The organism is Sorangium sp. So ce887 (assembly GCF_051521455.1).
Taxonomy (GTDB): Bacteria; Myxococcota_A; Polyangia; order Polyangiales; family Polyangiaceae; genus Sorangium.
The window spans coordinates 11628237-11645211 of sequence record NZ_CP150354.1 but is presented as its reverse complement, the minus strand read 5'-3'; the positions used below and the strand labels follow the sequence as shown (position 1 = coordinate 11645211).

Genomic DNA, 16975 nt, shown 5'->3' with positions numbered 1-16975 from the left:
CGCATTGAATTGAATGACATTGCCGTACCGAGTCAGGTTCACGGCACTCTGTGTTCCGCTGTGAAGAATGCCACCTGCGCGCTCATCTCGCGCTCGCGGGCGCGTCGTTCAACCTCGACTTTCACGCCGTTCCCTTCTTCGGGCGGGACGAGTTCGTCGAGCGCCACTACCTTTCCAAGCGCAGCCGCCGCGACAAGGCCGTGCTCACCTTCATGGCCCAGGACGCCAACAGCGATGTGCTCTGCTACGCCAACGCTGACCTGCGTAAGGGAGAGGAGAGCGATGAGGTCCTGCGCTTCGTCGACTTCTGGAAGAAGACGCACGGCCAGGTGCCCCCGCACCTGGTGTTCGACTCGAAGCTCACCACCTACAGGAATCTGAGCCGCATGGGTGCCCAGGCGATCATCTTCGTCACGCTGCGCCGCCGGACGGATGTCTTCAAGCGCCACGTGCTGAACGCACCAGCCACAACCTGGCGCCCGTCGCTGTCCCCTGGTGGGGAGGAGCTTCGTTCCAGGTCGCGCTCCCCTGATCGGCGTCGTTGGCCTTTGTGTCAACTGATCTTCTGCTGTAAAAATCCAGGCTGGCCCGACTGGGAACACTCCACCGAATCAGAAAGGTAATAGAGATGTGGACTTGGCGCCCACCCAAGTTTCTTCACGATCCCTCGCGTCTCCAAGTCCCTCAGCGCAGCCTCGACGACTTTCAGGTCATGAAACTGGCTGTCATCCGGCGACTGCTCGGCGAACGCGCGCAGACGCCAGGCATCGAAGCCATCAACACGCCCATTCGGCCCGAAGTCAAAGTCCACGCAGAGCGTTGGTGTTTCGACAGAACATCCGACGCCATGAAAATGGTACGAGGCGCCGTCCTTAAGGTGCCCCGTACGCGGAAACACACGATTATTGACGGCCCCGAGAAGATCATGTACACCGAGCTCTCCGCGAAGCTGCGTCGCCAGTCGAGTCGTTGTGGCGATATACCGACAGACAAGGTGCAGCATGACCGTTTCCTGATTTACTTCGTTCATCTTCCGAAAGCCTCACTCGCTGCGCTCATTACCTCATCAATCGAGCGGTATCCATATTGGCCAAGCTGCTGAACCGGAACCGTCTCATACGGCACCTCAGCGATTCCAGCCTTCCTCGCCGCTGCGAGCCGATGGTGACCATCAAGAACATACTTCGCCCCGTTATGCTCGATGACCTTGACCGGTGGACCGTTCCATCCACCGGTACGCATACTCTCCACGAGGTTGGCGAGGTTCCGAGCTGATGCTCGTCCTGCCAGACCATGGGTGCGTTGGAACGAGAATGGGCTAGCTTTCAAAACATTCGTTATTTCCTTTGTTACCGCTGGAGACGAGGACGAAGCACTCGGAGTCGGTGTGGCAACTTCTGCCTTGCCCGCGATCTTGCTGACGGCGCGCTTGGTGAACTCCACCGCATTCCTGGTGTGCCGGTAGGCCGCCTTCGCGTCGTTCTTCATGAACTCGGCGGCCTGTTTCCCCAGCGTCTGCACACGAGACCCGGCCTGCCTCGCCGCCTGCACCACAGCAGGCCGCGCCTGCCTCGCCGCCTGCACCACAGCAGGCCCGGCCCGCCTCACCGCCTGCTCGACGACCGGGGCGACTCTCTGCAACCACTGCTGCAGCAGGACAGGATTGGTCCCTCCCGGGTCGATGAAGTCGAGCGGACGATTCCGCGCATACCCGTAAAGATTGCAATCGACCGGGCTCGCAACGCACTGCCCGGGTTCCTCGAGGAACAGCGGATCCGGCGTCGTGAACCGGTTGATCGTCGGGTCGTAGTCGCGCACCCCCATGCGCACCACGCCCAGATCCGCGTCATACCCCTTCCCCACATAGTCCACCGCGGCCGCATCGGCCGGATGCACCACGCGATGGCCGAACGGCGATGCGAGCCGAGCCGTGCCCCCGGCGTCCGCGATCACGGTGCCGCGCCGGTCGACCGCGAGCATCTGGAAGGCGCCGTTCTTCAGCAGCCCTACCAGCTGCCCGCCCACGTGCACCGGCTCCGTCAGCCCGGACGCATCCAGGTAGCTCCCATCCTCGAGGTAGACCGCCAGCGGCGCGCCCGCGCCGCTGAGCTTCGCCAGCCGCTGGCCGTCCTCGTCATAGACGAACCTCCACGAGGTCGCGCCTCGGGTCGCCGTCGCCACCTGGCCGCTCGGCCCATAGGCGAGCGCGAGGTCCCCTCTGGCCACGGTCCGCCCGAGCTCGTCGAACGTATGCACGACGCTCCCGGCCACCAGGGTATCTCCGTCCCAACCCAGCGTCCGCGTGCTGCCTGCCTCCGTGATGGCCGTGGGCAGCCCGCTCGCGTCGAACGCGTACGCGTACGCCCCCGCCGCGTCCTCCGCCGTGGCGAGGAACCCCTCGGGCGAGTAGCCGTACTGCCTCGTCCACGTGCTCGCGCCGATCGCCACCTCTTCCGAGTCCGTCAACCCTCGGCTGTTGAACCGCCACCCCACCGACGTCACCTGCGCCGCCGTCGTCTGCGCCACGCTCACGCGTTCCTGCGTCAGCGGGTCGTAGCCAAACTCGACCGTGCCCGCGCTGCCGAAGCTCACCCCATCCAGCCGGCCCAGCGAATCATAGCCGAAGCTCGCCACCGGCTGCCCGTTGACGTGCAGCGTGCTCAGCCGCCCGTGCGCATCCCAGCCATAGCGCTTCGTCACCGCCGACAGCACCTGACCGCTGCCGTCCTTCACGGTGGTCGTCTCCTCGGCCATCTCGTCGTTCTCCGCGTACCGTACCACCTCCGTCTCCACCGTGCGCCACCCGTCCAGCCTCAGCGTGCTCCGCAGGACCTTCCCGTCCGCCCGATGCTCGTACTCCTTCGTAAACCCTTCGCCCGTCACCGCCGTCAGCAGCCCCGGCGAGTCGCTCGCCGTCGGCTGAGCCGGCGTCGCGCCGTCGTAATAGAAGCGGTACGTCTGCGTGTCCCCCGACGCAGCATCGGTGTGCACCTCGTGTGTCGCGCGGCCGATGGCGTCGTGGTGCCAGCGCTCGGAGCGCACCTCCTCGCCGTCGGGCGACAGGAAGTGCTTGGCTGAGAGCAGGCCCGTGCCGGAGTCGTACTCGTACGCGACCGTCGCGACCCCGTCGCGCTCCACGCGCCCGACGCGGCCGTGCACATCGTACGTCACCCGGTGGCCCGACCCGTCCGGCAGCGCGACGTCCCGGAGCCGCCCCAGCGCGTCGTACACATACTCGGTGCGGTTGCCGGCCTCGTCCTCAACCGCGTGGACACGCCCGCCCGCGTCCTTCCAGCTGCGCGCCGGCGGAAGCGCCCCGCCCTCGGAGAGGTTGTCCTTGACGCTGGACAGGACGCCCTCCGGCCCGACGGTAAGCGACGCGCCCACATCGCGCTCCACATCGGCGTGCAGGCGCTCGAGCACGGCCACCTCCGTTCCCCACACGTCCGCGCGCGCGGTGGCCTTCCACTCCGCGCCCTCCAGCAGCTGGGCGTAGCTCACGCGCGCCATGTCGGTCACCGGAGGCAACGTCGAGCGCGCATGGTGCGTGACGATCCGCAGGCCCGGATCGCGCGTGATGACGTCGTCAAACGCCCACCCTTCCGCGATGCGCGCCGCTTCCGCCATCGTCTCGCCTGCGGCCGTGAAATACTGGCGCGTCTCCAGCCTCGCCCCGGTGCTCGCGTCCACGAGCGCCGTGACCGCGATGCTCCCCGGACGGGCGGACGTCGCGTACGCATACCCGAGCTGGAGCTGCGGGTCCCCCTCGCTCGCCGAGCCCAGGTCACTCCACTGCTTGGCGAGCCGCTCCTGCCTATCATAATGGAACCATTGCGTGAAATTACTGGCCGCTCGCGTGGTCGTGAGAGCGAGCACCTCGTCGCGAACGGGGTGCCTCTCGGTGACCGCGAGGACGACCTGGTCGGGCGCGGTCACCTTCTGCAGCAACCTGCGCTCCGGATCGTACTCGAGCACCGTCGTCCCGCGACCCGGCGCCGACGCGCTCTTCACCGTGTAATCGGTGTTGTAGACCACGGATTGATGCACCAGCCGGTCGCCGCCCCCGGGGCCCAGCGTCTCCACCTGCTCCAGCCGTCCGATGTCGTTGCGCGACAGCGACACCTCGTGCCGGAAATCGAGCTCGGGTCGCTCATGCGTCCCGGTGAGCACGGCCGCGCCCTCCAGGCAATGCAGGTGCTGCGTGAGGGCCGCGGGCGACGCGAGCGTCAGCTGCGTCTCCAGCGTGCCCGAGGCCGTCATCCGCCGCGTCCGCGTCGGGCACAGCTCGCCCGTGTACTCGAGGTACTCCAGCGTCTCGCTCACGGCGGCGCCCAGCGCGCTCGACGCGTCCTGCCAGCCAGTCTCCTCCAGCTTCAGACGCTTGAAGGGGATGCCCTGAAACAAGGCGTCCTCGTACTGCCGGTACCCGTACTCTTGCACCAGGGGCGAGAGATGGTCCTCCTTGTTAGAAAACAGAAGCAACCCGGCATTCGCATCATCGTTATGAAAGCTCATCTCCTCGGTCGCGGTGCCCGCCCGGCGGATCACCAGATCGAAGCCGATGAGGAACTCGCCCACGCTGTGGTGGACAGGCCCGGCGTAGTCATAGACGTACTCCGTCGCCTCGTACCCGGACGACTTCACCTGAAGCGACTCGAGGACCGGGTACCGCTGGCGCGCGCCGGGGCCGGCCGGACTGCGCGTGTAGGAGAAGCGCAGCACCGTGCCCTTGCCGTCGTCGGCCGACTCCAGGAGCCCTGTCTCGGGTCGCTCCACCGAGAGGGCGTACGCCTCGCCGTAGCGCGTCACCGTGAGGCTGGTGTCGCCTGTCCCGGCGAGGTCGCCCACCACGGCCACGCTGGTGCTGCCGTTGTAGAAGCGCAGCCCCGGCACCGGCGTCTCCCGGAAATCGCTACCCGAGTTGACGAGCAGGGCGGCGACGTTCGGGTGCGACAGCAGCGCGTCGGCGAGCCCGTCGCGGTTGGCGTCGACGAACGTCACCGAGTAGCTTGGCAGATCGGAGATCTGGACGCCGTTTTTGTCCCGCACCGCGTAGACTTGACCGGTCGTCTGGAAGCCAGATTGGCCGTCGCCCAGCCACACCACGAAGCCGCTCTCGTACCTGGACACGAGGTCCGCGACGGTGTCGCCGTTCATGTCGTGCACCCACGTCGTGTGCGGCGAGAACACCGGGCTGATACGCGTCGTGCGCGCCGCGCCGAAGGCCAGCGCCCCCTCGCCGCTGCTCTCGTTGAGCACCACCTCATAGCCCCCCTGGTAGACGCGCAGCAGATCGGGCTTCTGGTCGCGGTTGATGTCCACGAGGCGCGTGTTCGGCCCGAGCTGCCAGTTGCCCGTCAGCCGCTGCTGCGCGAGCAGCGTGCCGTCGCGCCTGCACACACGGACGTCCGAGCGGGTGCCGCTCGCGCCCGTCTGCACATGGACGACGTGCGACGCCGCGGACTCGGGCCACATGCGGGCGAGGAGGCGCGGCTCGTTGCCGACGTAATCCGACGGGCGGCAGAGCGGCTCCACGCCCGCGCCGCGCGGCGGCAGCTCCTCGACGCGGAAGCCCGCCTCCTCCTGGACCGCGAGCGCGTGGCGCCGGCTGTGCTCGAAGTCCAGCCTGCCGTCCTCATCCTCGTCCACGAGCGCGGCGCGCCACGGCAGGATCGCGGCGTCGCCCCACGCCGACAGGACGCCCGAGAGCTTCGGCACGGGCTGGAACGCGGCCGCCTCCAGCGCTGCTGAAGCCGTGTGGTAGCGGTACCGCACGAGCGGCGCCATCTCACCCGAGGCGAAGATCTGCTGCACCTCGCTCAGGTAGAAGGCCGGCCCCACGTCCGCCGCCTGGTAGTTCAGAAAGTAGCGCCAGCGCTCGGTCATCTCCCCGCTGGTCGCGTGCCGGGCAAACACCCGTACACTGGACACTCGCCAGTCGAGCTTCTGCTCCATACCTGAACGCATGTCGACAAATGGCCTGGAGAGCGTCTTGTACCCGAGCTCGATGAGAGCCTGGTGAGCGCCGCCGCGCCCGCCATAGCCGACGTACTGCACGTAAGGGCGCCCTGAAGGGCTGCGCGCATAGACGAACTCCGTTCTCTCCCCCTCTGCCGAGGTCGCCTCGCGAAGCAGCCATGAGTAGACGCCGCGTTGGGTCTCGACCACGTGGGTGGAGCTCCCGCCATAACTCCACGTGCTGCCATCGGGCAGGGTTGCGGTGAGGGCGGTCCCCGAGACCTCCACGCGCACGCGCGCGCCGAGGCCAGCCGGGTACCACGCCCCGTCCGCGCCGCGCACGAGCCGCCCCCAGGGGCTGGTCAGCTCGTCGGTCGCGAAGTCGAGCTCCCCACGCGCTCGCCACCGCGACACCGCCCAGGAGTCGGCTTTCCAACCCATCCCCCACTCCGAGATGCCTGCGCCCGGCGAGTAGCTCGGAAAGGGTGACGAGAGGAGCGGCCCGCGGTCCTCGGGCGCGCTGAACGGCCCGGGCAGCGCGAAGCCGCCCCTCGATACGTCCGCAGGTCCGAGCGCGACGTGCGCGTACTCCCCCGCGATCGAGCCGCGCGCCGGCGCCGATAGCTGCGGCGGCTGCACCTTGGCATCGTAGAAGCTGGGCTGCGCGGCCGCCGTGCTCGCCAGCAGGACGGCGCACGCGCTCCATAACCAACGCAGCCCTGTCGCAATCTGTTTCATCGAACACTCCTCGTAAATACAATCGATCTCAGAAATTCGCGTTACTTGGCTTCAGCCTGACGAGCAGGCATGGCGGCGCGAGCCGGAGCGCGCGAGAGCTCCGGGCGATCCCGGAGCTCCCGTGGTTCACCGTGGCGTCCTGCCCCTGCGCGCCCGCCCTGCCGTCACGTCATTCGGTGTCGCCCGAGCACCACGCCGGCTGGCTGGCGCTCAGCACCGTGCGCCGGTCGACCTGCATCGTCACGACGAGCTCGGTGGCGTCATCGAGGGGACTCGGCGCGTTGCGGAGGCGCGCCATGTCCACCTCCAGCGTGCCGAAGGGCGACAGGCCGTCTCCGGCGATGTTCTGGTCGCTCTCGTCCTTCAGCGTCTCGTGCTCCTGGAACTTCGCGAGCGCCTCGTCGGCGGCGCCGAAGAGGATGCGCGGCGCACCGATCAGCCATTCCGGGCTGTCCATCACGTAGGTCTTCGTGACGTCTTCCCCGGTGAAGTCGAAGGTGCTCGCCCAGTGGACGTCGGCTTGCTTCATCTGCCCGTTGAGCACCTCGTTGTTGGAGCTGCTCGGCCGCACCAGGTAGAACGCCATCGTGTGGAGGATGGGCGTGGCCGCCGTGCAAAGCAGCCACCCGCCGCTGCCTCCCTCGCTCGTGTACACGTCCTCCGGGGTGATCTTGACGGTGAACCTGCCCGTCGACGTCAGGGTGCTCCACAGGGCCTCGGAGCGCTCGCCGTCGGCCCTGCTCCACTCCGACGGACCCTCTTCCTCCCCGCCGGGAGCGACGGGCTTCGGGAAGCTCAGCGCCACCAGCGTGTAGTGCGGGTCCGGGTCCGCGGTGCGGCTGAAGCTCAGGGCGGACTTGATCGCTGTGACCGCGTCGATCGCCTTGACGCTCAGCTCCGGGAACGCCGCGGACCAGTCGGCCCTCACCAGGTTGGTGAGCGCCTCGTGGGTCCTCAGGTTGCTCGCGACCCCCGGATACCGCAGGTCCATCACCGGGTGCAGGTAGTCGGTGACCAGCGTGCTGAGCGCGCGCAGGCCGTCCCGCATCTTGTGCCCGTCGAGATTGCGGAGGTTCCACATCGGGAGCAGCTCGAGCAGCCGCGCCCTCTCCTCGTTCCAGGCGAGGTCGTCGCGCAGGAACTTGAACTCCAGCCGCAGCGTCTCGATGGCCCGCTCCAGCGCGTAGATCTGCACCCGGCGCTCGAGCTGGGCGAGCTCCTTGCTCACGAAGGCGTCGAACAGCGAGCGGTACACGTCCGGCATCTGCGAGGCGACGCAGCCGGGGCACGCCTCTCCGAACTTCGTGAGCAGCCTGAAGTTCGCCGCGTCGCGCAGGGCGGCGATCTCGCTCGGCGTCACGCCGCCCTGGGTCAGCTTGGCCGGGATGCTGCTGCGCAGCTCGGTCAGCGTCTCGGCCATCGCCTGGCCCATGGCCCGGGCGACGGCGCCCGAGGGCGCCAGGTGGTGGATCTGCAGAGCGAGGTTGTACGCCGTGTCGATCGGATCCGGGCTGCAGTCGCCCTTGTCGTTGACCACGAGGTAGTAATCGGCCTTATCGCTGTTCACCACGACGGAGGTGCTCGGCTCGTGGAGGACGCGGACGTCCCTGATCTGGTTGCGCAGGATGCCGCCCCGGGGCAGCTCCACGAGCAGCAGGCTGCCCACGGGCGCGTCGGGGAAGGGCGTGCCCGGCAGGCGCAGGCCGGTGGCGAACGAGGCGGAGGTGCGCTGCTCGAAGCCCCGCTGGTCGCTGGTCGTGAGCTGCGAGCCGTGCGTCTCCTCGATGCAGTCGTCCAGCGTCGCCGTGGCGCCGCCCCCCAGACCGTAGAAGTTCACGACGAGGTTCCCGGAAGCGCCCGTGCAGGTGCGCTCGGTCTGCGAGGAGCCCTCGAACGTGTTCTCCCCGGCGGAGGAGGACTGGAATCGATCGTTCTGGTACGTGACGAGGTAGCCGCCGGGGCCCGTGGGCGACGTCACGATGTCCGCGGTCGTGCCTGGCACCCAGGGTACCGGCAGCTGCGTAGTGCGCAGCGCGCAGCTCGGCACGTAGCTCCCCGTGCTCCGGAGGTTCAGGATGTCGCCCTTGCTGGCCTGCACGCTGAAGGCCGCGCCGCCGCGCAGCACCGCGAAATTCAGCACGTCGTTATCGATCCCGCTCCCGGAGGGAGCGTAACGGGCGCTCGCGCCGGTGAGATTCAGCGTCTGCGGCGGGGCGCGCTCGATCATCTGCTCGCCCGCCGTCGATTCCCGCTCCCGCGCCGTGTTGAAGGCGGCGGCGAAGCTTCCGAACTGCGCCTCGTCGATGGCGATGTTGTCCTTCAGCCCCACGAGGTCCTCGTTGAGGTCGTAGAACTCGCGGATCTTCCTCTCCAGGTCCTGCGCGAGCTCCTCCCGGTCGGAGTCGTTGCTCAGCTGCTCGAGCACCTCCGTGACGTACTGGGCGCGATGGGCGACGTAATCGTCCTTCGCCGTGGTGAGCAGCGCCTCGCTGCGCTGCACCTCGGCGTCGAGCGCGGCCCGCTTGGACTCCTGGATGCCCATGCGCAGTAGCCCCCTGTCAGAACGCAGTCTCGATAACCCTTACGATTGAAAGCCGAGGAAGTCCGAACCGCCAAGATCCTCGAGGATCACGACGCTCCTCGACATCTCCAGGACGATTCCAGCTTGCTCCCCATTGGAGAGGAGCTCGCACAGTGCCTCCCCCTGGTTGTGCAGATAGACCAGCCCCTCGCGCAACGGCGCATGCTCCGGGACGACCAGCCGTTGCGCCTCGACCCAGGCGAAGAGCCTCTCGATCAGCGGGGCGGACTCGCGCTGCCGGATCCCGAGGCGCTCGTCCGGGCTGCACCACGTGCTCCTGACGGCGATGGCGGGGTCCCCTCAGGCAGCACGCCCGCCGGTGCTGCCCCCCCTCGCCCTCTGATGCCTCGGGGGAAGGAGGGGGAAGACAGTAACCCTGGGTTCAGTTCAGCTTCTGCGACCGCCGCGCGCGGCCCGTCGGAGTTCACTTTGCTGCCCGGCCGATAATAGCGGCGATCTTTGCAGATCGCTCCTGGGCTTCTAGCGGATCGACATGCCGACCTTTCGGATTGAACTCGGCAGACATCGAGATATACACCCCACGCTTGTGCTCTTCGACGAATACATCGCTGCCTGCCAACACCACAGCCTGTTGGACTGCTACAAGAGCGAGCGATTCTTTGCTCAGGAAGAAGTTGCGAAAGGCAAGACTCCTTGAGTCTCGTCGAAGTGCCCCAGGATTCTCCAGGGAATATTCCACCAATATGGCTCCATAGATGCAAGGTATCCTATCCGCAACCTCTACGAACCGCTCATACACCTGACGCCCAAGCTTTTTCAGTCGTGCCACCTTTGTTCGATCCGACCCGCAGAAGGCTTCACCTTCGGTGCGTAGAACTATAATATCACCAAGCACCTCGATCTCCTCCGCTTCCTCGATTAGCCCGACCATATTGGGCAGACGAATCTTCCGGGGTAGAGGCCCAGGTGACAGATTGGTGACCAGCGCCTCAAGCGTAGGCTGCACGCCTGCTGTGCCGACATAAAATGACAGCTCTAGAAACGGGGCGTCCATAGATATCTCATTTCATCGCTGATAGAATTGCACCAAGCTGACTCTGGTTAGGAACGAAGGCCGTTGCCAGTTCACCCGCACGAGGCCCTCCCGCGTAAAATTGCACGAAAAAATTCTTCCCGTCGATGCGTGAGAGATGACCAATGGTCGCTGCATCGCCGGTACTCCAACCTACTTGCTTGCCGCTCGCGGCTGCTCGCTCCGCCAGTGCCTGCCACTGTGACATGTGGGTACTGGGCGATACCTCCCGGCCGAACCATTGAGCCGCGTGACGAGAGAAGGAGTGTTGCAGCCCTGGTGTGCCCGCAATCTGGCGAGTTAGGTGCGCTCCTCCCCTTGCGGCAGCCTGAGTTGCCCCCGCTTCACGAGCCATCCTGCCGGCCTTGCCAACCTGCCCCGCGCCCTTCAGGCTGGAATAAAGCTTGCTGGCATCACCGACTCCAGGCGTAGCGGCCATGAGGCTCAATGACGCATTCCCCGCGTCACCTTCCCCCAAGTAGACGCAGGCATTCACAACGTCGCACGTCGGGCCGACCGGCGGCGGCGCGAAGCCACAAGCATCGAGGCAGGCGTGCATGAGCAGGCTCGCGTCCACCTCCGTCATCGGAGCGATGCTGAACCAGGATTCCCCTCTGTCCGCCGCCGACGAGGGGCCGCCCTCGCCGCCGCCAAGTCCTCCGCCAGGATCCGCTCCACCGTCACCGCCGGAGCCCTCGATGGAGCCATCGTCTTCGGGAAGGAGCTCCACACCGTCCTCGAAGACATTCACCTCCTTCGTGCCAGTGCCGTCGCGATCGATGGTGACGCCCGGCGGGGGCTCCATCGTCACGGGCGTATCGGGTGTGCAGTAATCCCCGTCGCACGGCTGGAAGCCCGTCGGATCCCTCAGGTTGAGAGGATCATTCAAGACGTAGGCGTAGGGATTGTACCCTTGCACCGTCAGCGGCGACGGGATGACGGGATCAGACGTGAGGAACCGACGAAGGCTCGGATCGTACACACGCGCCTGCATATTGATCCAGCCGAGCTCGTCGTCATGCTCGTGCCCCGTGAACCCGGTCCGCACGTCGCTGATCCCGAGGGGCAGACCGGCGATCGGCGCCCCGTTCTCGTCGATGCGCCCACCGAAGGGCTCATGGAAGTTCCGGGAGAGCACGCTGCCATCCGGGCGCAGCACCACGCCCACGCTTCCGAGCGCGTCCTTCTGCACGTAGCGGCGCTCTGAACTTCCGTCCGGGCGAACGAAGTGCTGCGCCACCTCCTCGCCGTCCGCGAATACATGAAAGACGTGGGTTGTCTGCGCTCCCGCCGTCCGCCGCTCGTACAGCCGACCGAGCGTCAATACCGTTTCCGAAGGGCCCTCCTTCATCACACGCTTGCCGTCGGCGTCATACCGGAACGAGGTCGTCCCGCCCGCGTGCACCACCTGCCTGGGCAGGTCGAACTCCGTGAACGAGACGCCCATCGGGGCGCGTGGCCCACCTCGGCTGAACAGGCGACCGCGAACGTCGTACGAGAGCGTGTCCGCCACCGCGCCGCCGATCCGAACCTCGCTCGGCCTGTAAGGCGGCCCGAAGACGTATTCCTCCCGAAGCGCGCCGTCGACGAACACCTCCTTGACGTTTCCCAGGGCGTCATACGAGTAATCCGTCCTCGTCGACGTCGTGTTGGTCTGCAGCTCCCACCACCTGAGCTGCTCGCGCGCGTCGTACCCGAACGTCTCATCCCGATTCGACTGCCTGTCGTAGCGTCGCTTGACGCGGCCATCCAGATAGTAATCGTAGTCGAGATCGTACACCCCAGGAGCCTGAACCCGATCCAGAAGCCCTGTGAGCGGCTCGTAGCTGTACGTCGTTTCGACCGTCGAGCCGAGCTGAACGGAGAGCGGCAGATCGTCGCTGTTGCGGCTGTTCATGCGCCAGATCGGCGCGACGATCGACACCTCCCCGAGCGCACGCTGGCGGACGACCGCACGAAGGTAGCCATGGGCGTTGTAGTAGTGCTTCACGTAAAACCCGGCCGCTCCCTGCACCGCCGGGTACTTTAGCAGGTCCACCCGCCCCAGGGAATCGTACGTCGGCTCAATGACGTACGAGCTGCCGTCGATGGTCCACGTCGTCGCCTCAGGCCGCCCGTGCCCGTCGTACGCGAAGGTCTTCTGAACTCCGTCCGGGCTGGTAGAGCTGGCCATCCGGCCGACGCCGTGCGCCGCCGTATCCCAGACGAACTCCGTCTCGCCATCCGCGTCCACGATCGTCTCGACACGCCCCAGCGCGTCGTGCTCGAACGTGCGCGTGGACATCGAATCCACGAGCGCGACCGCCTCCCCGAACGCGTTGTACGTCACGCTCGTCATCGCCGACACAGGATCCTTGTACCATCTGCGCCGGCCGCGCTGATCATAACGCTGCTCCAGGAGCACCAAATTCCCGCTGGACTCGTTGATCACCTTGCCCAGCAGGCTGAACGGCTCGTACACGTAGCGCAGCGTCTGGGTCCCCTCCGGCGCGACCCGGGTGCTGGACACCAGGCGCCCGTCCCAGTCGATCGTGGTGCGGTGCTCGCGCCCCTCGGCGTCGAAGGAGGTGGTCTCAAGGAGCGAATGCTCGTAGTGATTGCGACTCCCATCCGGGCGCCGCTCCTCGAGGAGCCTGTTGAGCGAGTCGTAGCTATAACGAGTGACCTGCACCGTCTCTTCGGACGTGGCCGGCCGCGTCGTCCGAACGACGCGCCCCAGCACGTCATAGCTCTGCTGGCTGCTCGCGAGCACTCCGTCGAAGCGCTCGTGGGCCATCTCCATCGGGCGCGAAAGCTCATCCAAAAAGAGGATGTCCCGGCCCGCCGCCACGGCGCCGCCGCGCGCGACCGTCGCCTTCGTGCCCGTCACCAGCGGACCCTCGCGAAGCGCTTCATAGGTCACGCCGGTGGGAGCGCCACCCTCCGGAGTCTCCGCGCGCAGGCGGTGGAACTCGTCGTACTGCCGCGTCACGGTGACGCCGTTGCTATCCATCTCGGTGATCAGATCTCCGGTCGCGGGATGGTAAACAGTCCACCGCGAATGATCGATGCCATTCACGTCCGTCCATCTCTGCTTGGGGAAGACGCGCTCGTCGCCCAGCGACGCGTCGCCCCAGTCGATGTACTGCCGTCGGTCCTCACCGCTGACCGGCGAGTGCACGATCATCCACGGGAGGCCGTCCGGGTTACGGCTGTACGTGATTGAGATCGGAATCGACTCATTTGCGTCTCCTTTTTCGATATCCACGACGCGCACCAGGCCGCGATCGTCGTACGTCCACTCCACCTTGCGGGGCGCGGGGGGCGTGCTCCCGGTCTTGTACTCCGTCTCGAGCCGCTGCCGCGGGAGTCCGATGAGCCAGTCTTCCGTCAGGTTGTCGTACGTCGTCGAAACGATATGACGCTGCCCACCCGTCGTGAATGTGGCCACCTCGGTGACGTTCGCGAACTCATCGAGGGCTTGCGACCCCACCTGCGAGCGCCGCGTGCTCGGCATGCTCGAGCCTGCGTAGCTCACATGGGTCCACGCGAAGTCTGCCCAGTCGATGGTCGCCGCCTGCTCCCACTCGTTCTCGGTCCATGCGGACGGGAACGCAAAATACGTGAGGCCGGAATGCAGCAGCTTAACCGAATATTGCTTCACAGTCTCGACGATGCGCGTGGTGGGCGCGCTCGTCTCCGGAGGTATACCTACGACCGATGGCCCGAGGACAGGGGTGATCACCACCGTCTTGGACGGCAACCCAGCGAGAAGATAGCGGGAGTCGACCCGGGTCGTGTGGTCGTAGGTGATCCGCGTCTCTCGAGGGCGCTCGGGCTCCCACATGCGAATCTCACCGAACCCCAGCGACTTCCGAGAGTACCAGTCGTACCGCAGATCACGGTAGCCGTAGATCGTCCGGCGGAACGCGGCGACTTGACTGCCCTGGTTTTCCCAGAGCTGCTGCACGACCGACACCCCGCGCTTCTGGCATACTTGCGGATAGACGCACGTGGCGGCGGAGTCGGGTCGCACACGCGCGTAGAAGAAGCGGACCTGCGGCTGCTCCGCGGACTCGTCTCTCACGGCGACCACGCGATCGGTATCAACACCGCGGTTCAGCAGCACCTCCCAGTCAGACGTCGTGGAGTTGACGTGGACCAGGTCCGTCTGCCCATCCCCGTTGAAGTCGCCGACGCGCGACGCGCCCCAGGGCATATCTCCGTTGTTGAAGAGCATCCCCGAGTCGAACGGCAACATCATGGTCGGTCGGTAGCCGCCCCTGCCCGTTGACAGTGACACCTCGATCTCTCTGGTCGGGTAGTTGCGGAAGACGACGAAATCAGTGCGGCCGTCACCGTTGAAGTCGGCCGTCCGCAAGCCCTCGTCGGTGTTCTGTAACGTATCGGGAACCGGTCCATTCGGAACCGTTTCGACGGGCCCAAACCCTCTACCGGTATTCCAGCGCACACCGGTCACTCCGTCGTCGTATATCGGATAAACCAGATCGTCCAACCCATCCGCGTTCATGTCGACGACCAGGTCGTCCCCGTCGCCGTAGAGGTCATCGGCGTCCTCGACGACGATGGCTCCAGCGTCGGCGGCCGTCAGGAGCTGCTTTGATCCGCAGCCGAACAGAACGTCCCCACGCCCGTCGCCGGTCTTGTCCAGAACCCGCTGCGAGGTGGGGCATGCCTCAACGGGTCCTTGGATGATCTGAGGTAGTGAGCCAAATGACGGCGCTCGGTTCCAGTGGATATTAAACTCCCCGGACTCATCCATAGGGTGATGAACGATATCTGCGCGACCATCGCCGTCGATGTCTGCCGCGACTGCGGGCAACGGCAGGTAATAGCCTCCGGTCACGATGATTCCTGGGAACGCCAGCCCCGCGGAGTCCAGTCGCTTGGTAGACGGATTGAATCGGAGAAGCGGATAGCTCGGATGGTCTCCCCACCCCTTCGCTGTGAATGCCATCTTCCCGCTCGCATTCACATCCACCTTGATGGAAGCCCCCACGAAGAACGTGAGCGTATCGTCAACCCCAGCGCCGGCTAGCAGTAGAATGGGCGCCCCCAGGCCGTCGGCGGTCCCCAGGCGCAGCCAAAGCGAGTTTTCCGTGGGATCGTCGTAGCTGGGGGTGCCGAAGTCTCTATTGGTGCCGAAGATGCGGTAGATGAGGTCATCGCGCCCGTCCCCATCCGCGTCGATCACGAGCGGCTTCGGCTCGCTGTCCAGCCAGTGCGGCTTCGGCGCGTCGTGCGCGGCGACGGGCTTCGCCTCGAACGCGAGGGGCCGATCGTCGTACTCCACCACCTTCGCGCGCAGGCACGACCCCTCGGCTCCGCACCGCTCGACCCGGTGGAGCCGCGAGCGCCCGGTCGTCGGGCTCTCCTCATACGATAGCCGGTACTCCCACGCCAGGGTCGTGTCGGGCGATTGCCAGCCCAGCGCGTACATCTCCAGCCTCTGCAGCCGCCAGGGCTGGCTCAGGCGCACGCCGCTGACGTATCGAAACTGATCGTCCGGGTTCGACTCGTACACGAAGCGGACCTTCCTGCGCGGAGACTCTCCCTGTCGTGACGTGTACTCGATATTCCGGGGCGCATAGGCAAAATCGAACGGCGCGGAGCTATTCTGCCGCGTGTCGTACGAGATCGTGATCGCGTTGCCGGCGCGGTCCTCCGCCCGCGTCAGGACCCAGGCGACGCCGACCTCGTTCTCCTCCACGTAACCGGACGTCACCGTGGTCGGACGGATACGCTTGGCTGCCAGGCGCTCGTAGGTAGAAATTCGCCCATCCTTGCCCCACACCTCGAAGCGCGTTGGGTCTCCCAGAGAGCCATACAGGAGGACGCGCGCCATCGAGTCTCGCTCTGTCCGCATCTCGATCGCGCCCGGCGGGGCTGAGTGCAACGGAACAGAAAGCAACCTTTGTCCGTCCAGACAATATGCGTCCTTGTCATCGAAAATGACACCGCGCGGCCTTCCGTCGGTCGCTATTGTCCTCGCGCACCGCTTGATGGAGGACAACCCCGTCACGCTCCACCCCACGCCTGCCGGTCCGTTCCCATCGCCGCTTTCGTAGGAGAGCGCAAGGTCAGGCTGCATTCCTGCACGACCTTTCGGAACTTCAATGGGGATTCGATATCTTGCGCGTCCTTGCTCTACGGCCCAGGTCGCCGGAATTGCGCCGACCCGGTCGCTCGTTGGCACGATCGGGTCGGCGGGCATCACGAGCTCCTCCGGCAGCGCCGGCGGATCCGGGGGCGGAGGGTTGAGAGGATCGAGCGGGTCATCGGTGGAATCGATCTCACTCTCCGGCGGCGTGAGGTCGTCAAAATCTGCCTCAAGCGCCTCTTGCACGTTGGACAATGGCTCCGGGGCGTCCCCGCGCTCCGCCCCGTCTTGGTGGGTTGCGCACCCGGCGAGCAGCCAGGCGACCCCCCACGCTAAATATCGAACCTTGTACATGGATCGCTCCTTGAGATGTTCGCGACGAAGGCACACGGCGGCGTTGGGCTCGCAGACTCGGGCTTTCGAGATCTGCGATCTTTGCCCCCGGCGAGCCCCGCGCGGCGCCCGTCGAGCGGCGGCCCAGCGCGCCCCCCTCGGCCGCCGTAGAGCAGCTCTTGTGCCATGGGACGAGGCGGCGCCAACCCCGGCCATTTCAACCCGTCATTGG

General features: G+C 66.2%; 7 protein-coding genes. 1 reads left to right on the top strand and 6 read right to left on the bottom strand.

Going from position 1 to position 16975, the window contains the following annotated elements:
- The first annotated feature begins 50 nt into the window (after positions 1 to 50).
- Positions 51 to 623, top strand: coding sequence for a hypothetical protein (locus WMF36_RS43560; protein WP_437576751.1), 573 nt, complete (start codon positions 51 to 53; stop codon positions 621 to 623).
- Here WMF36_RS43560 and WMF36_RS43555 read toward each other — a convergent pair.
- From WMF36_RS43555 to WMF36_RS43530, 6 genes are all read right to left on the bottom strand, one after another.
- Positions 554 to 1030 carry a DUF6896 domain-containing protein gene (locus WMF36_RS43555; protein WP_437576750.1) on the bottom strand — a complete coding sequence of 159 codons (477 nt, stop codon included), beginning with the start codon at positions 1028 to 1030 and terminating at the stop codon, positions 554 to 556. The two genes, WMF36_RS43560 and WMF36_RS43555, sit on opposite strands and share 70 nt — an antisense overlap.
- Complete coding sequence (locus WMF36_RS43550) at positions 1027 to 6696, bottom strand: RHS repeat-associated core domain-containing protein (RefSeq protein ID WP_437576749.1); 5670 nt, start codon at positions 6694 to 6696, stop codon at positions 1027 to 1029. The genes WMF36_RS43555 and WMF36_RS43550 overlap by 4 nt, the downstream gene beginning before the upstream one ends.
- A 169-nt stretch (positions 6697 to 6865) precedes the next feature.
- Entirely contained in the window at positions 6866 to 9238 is a 2373-nt protein-coding gene (locus WMF36_RS43545; RefSeq protein ID WP_437576748.1) for a hypothetical protein, read from the bottom strand.
- A 39-nt stretch (positions 9239 to 9277) separates the two neighbouring features.
- Positions 9278 to 9565 carry an IS66 family transposase gene (locus WMF36_RS43540; RefSeq protein WP_437582034.1) on the bottom strand — a complete coding sequence of 96 codons (288 nt, stop codon included), beginning with the start codon at positions 9563 to 9565 and terminating at the stop codon, positions 9278 to 9280.
- 136 nt (positions 9566 to 9701) lie between these two features.
- A complete protein-coding gene (locus WMF36_RS43535) occupies positions 9702 to 10292 on the bottom strand; it encodes a hypothetical protein (protein ID WP_437576747.1) in 591 nt (196 codons plus the stop codon).
- Between the two features lie 7 nt (positions 10293 to 10299).
- Entirely contained in the window at positions 10300 to 16764 is a 6465-nt protein-coding gene (locus WMF36_RS43530; protein WP_437576746.1) for an RHS repeat-associated core domain-containing protein, read from the bottom strand.
- Positions 16765 to 16975 lie beyond the last annotated feature (211 nt).

Coding starts and splice junctions, on each gene's coding strand:
- WMF36_RS43555 (WP_437576750.1), bottom strand. CDS start 1,030: ATGAACGAAGTAAATCAGGAAACGGTCATGCTGCACCTTGTCTGTCGG.
- WMF36_RS43550 (WP_437576749.1), bottom strand. CDS start 6,696: ATGAAACAGATTGCGACAGGGCTGCGTTGGTTATGGAGCGCGTGCGCC.
- WMF36_RS43530 (WP_437576746.1), bottom strand. CDS start 16,764: ATGTACAAGGTTCGATATTTAGCGTGGGGGGTCGCCTGGCTGCTCGCC.
- WMF36_RS43535 (WP_437576747.1), bottom strand. CDS start 10,292: ATGGACGCCCCGTTTCTAGAGCTGTCATTTTATGTCGGCACAGCAGGC.
- WMF36_RS43545 (WP_437576748.1), bottom strand. CDS start 9,238: ATGGGCATCCAGGAGTCCAAGCGGGCCGCGCTCGACGCCGAGGTGCAG.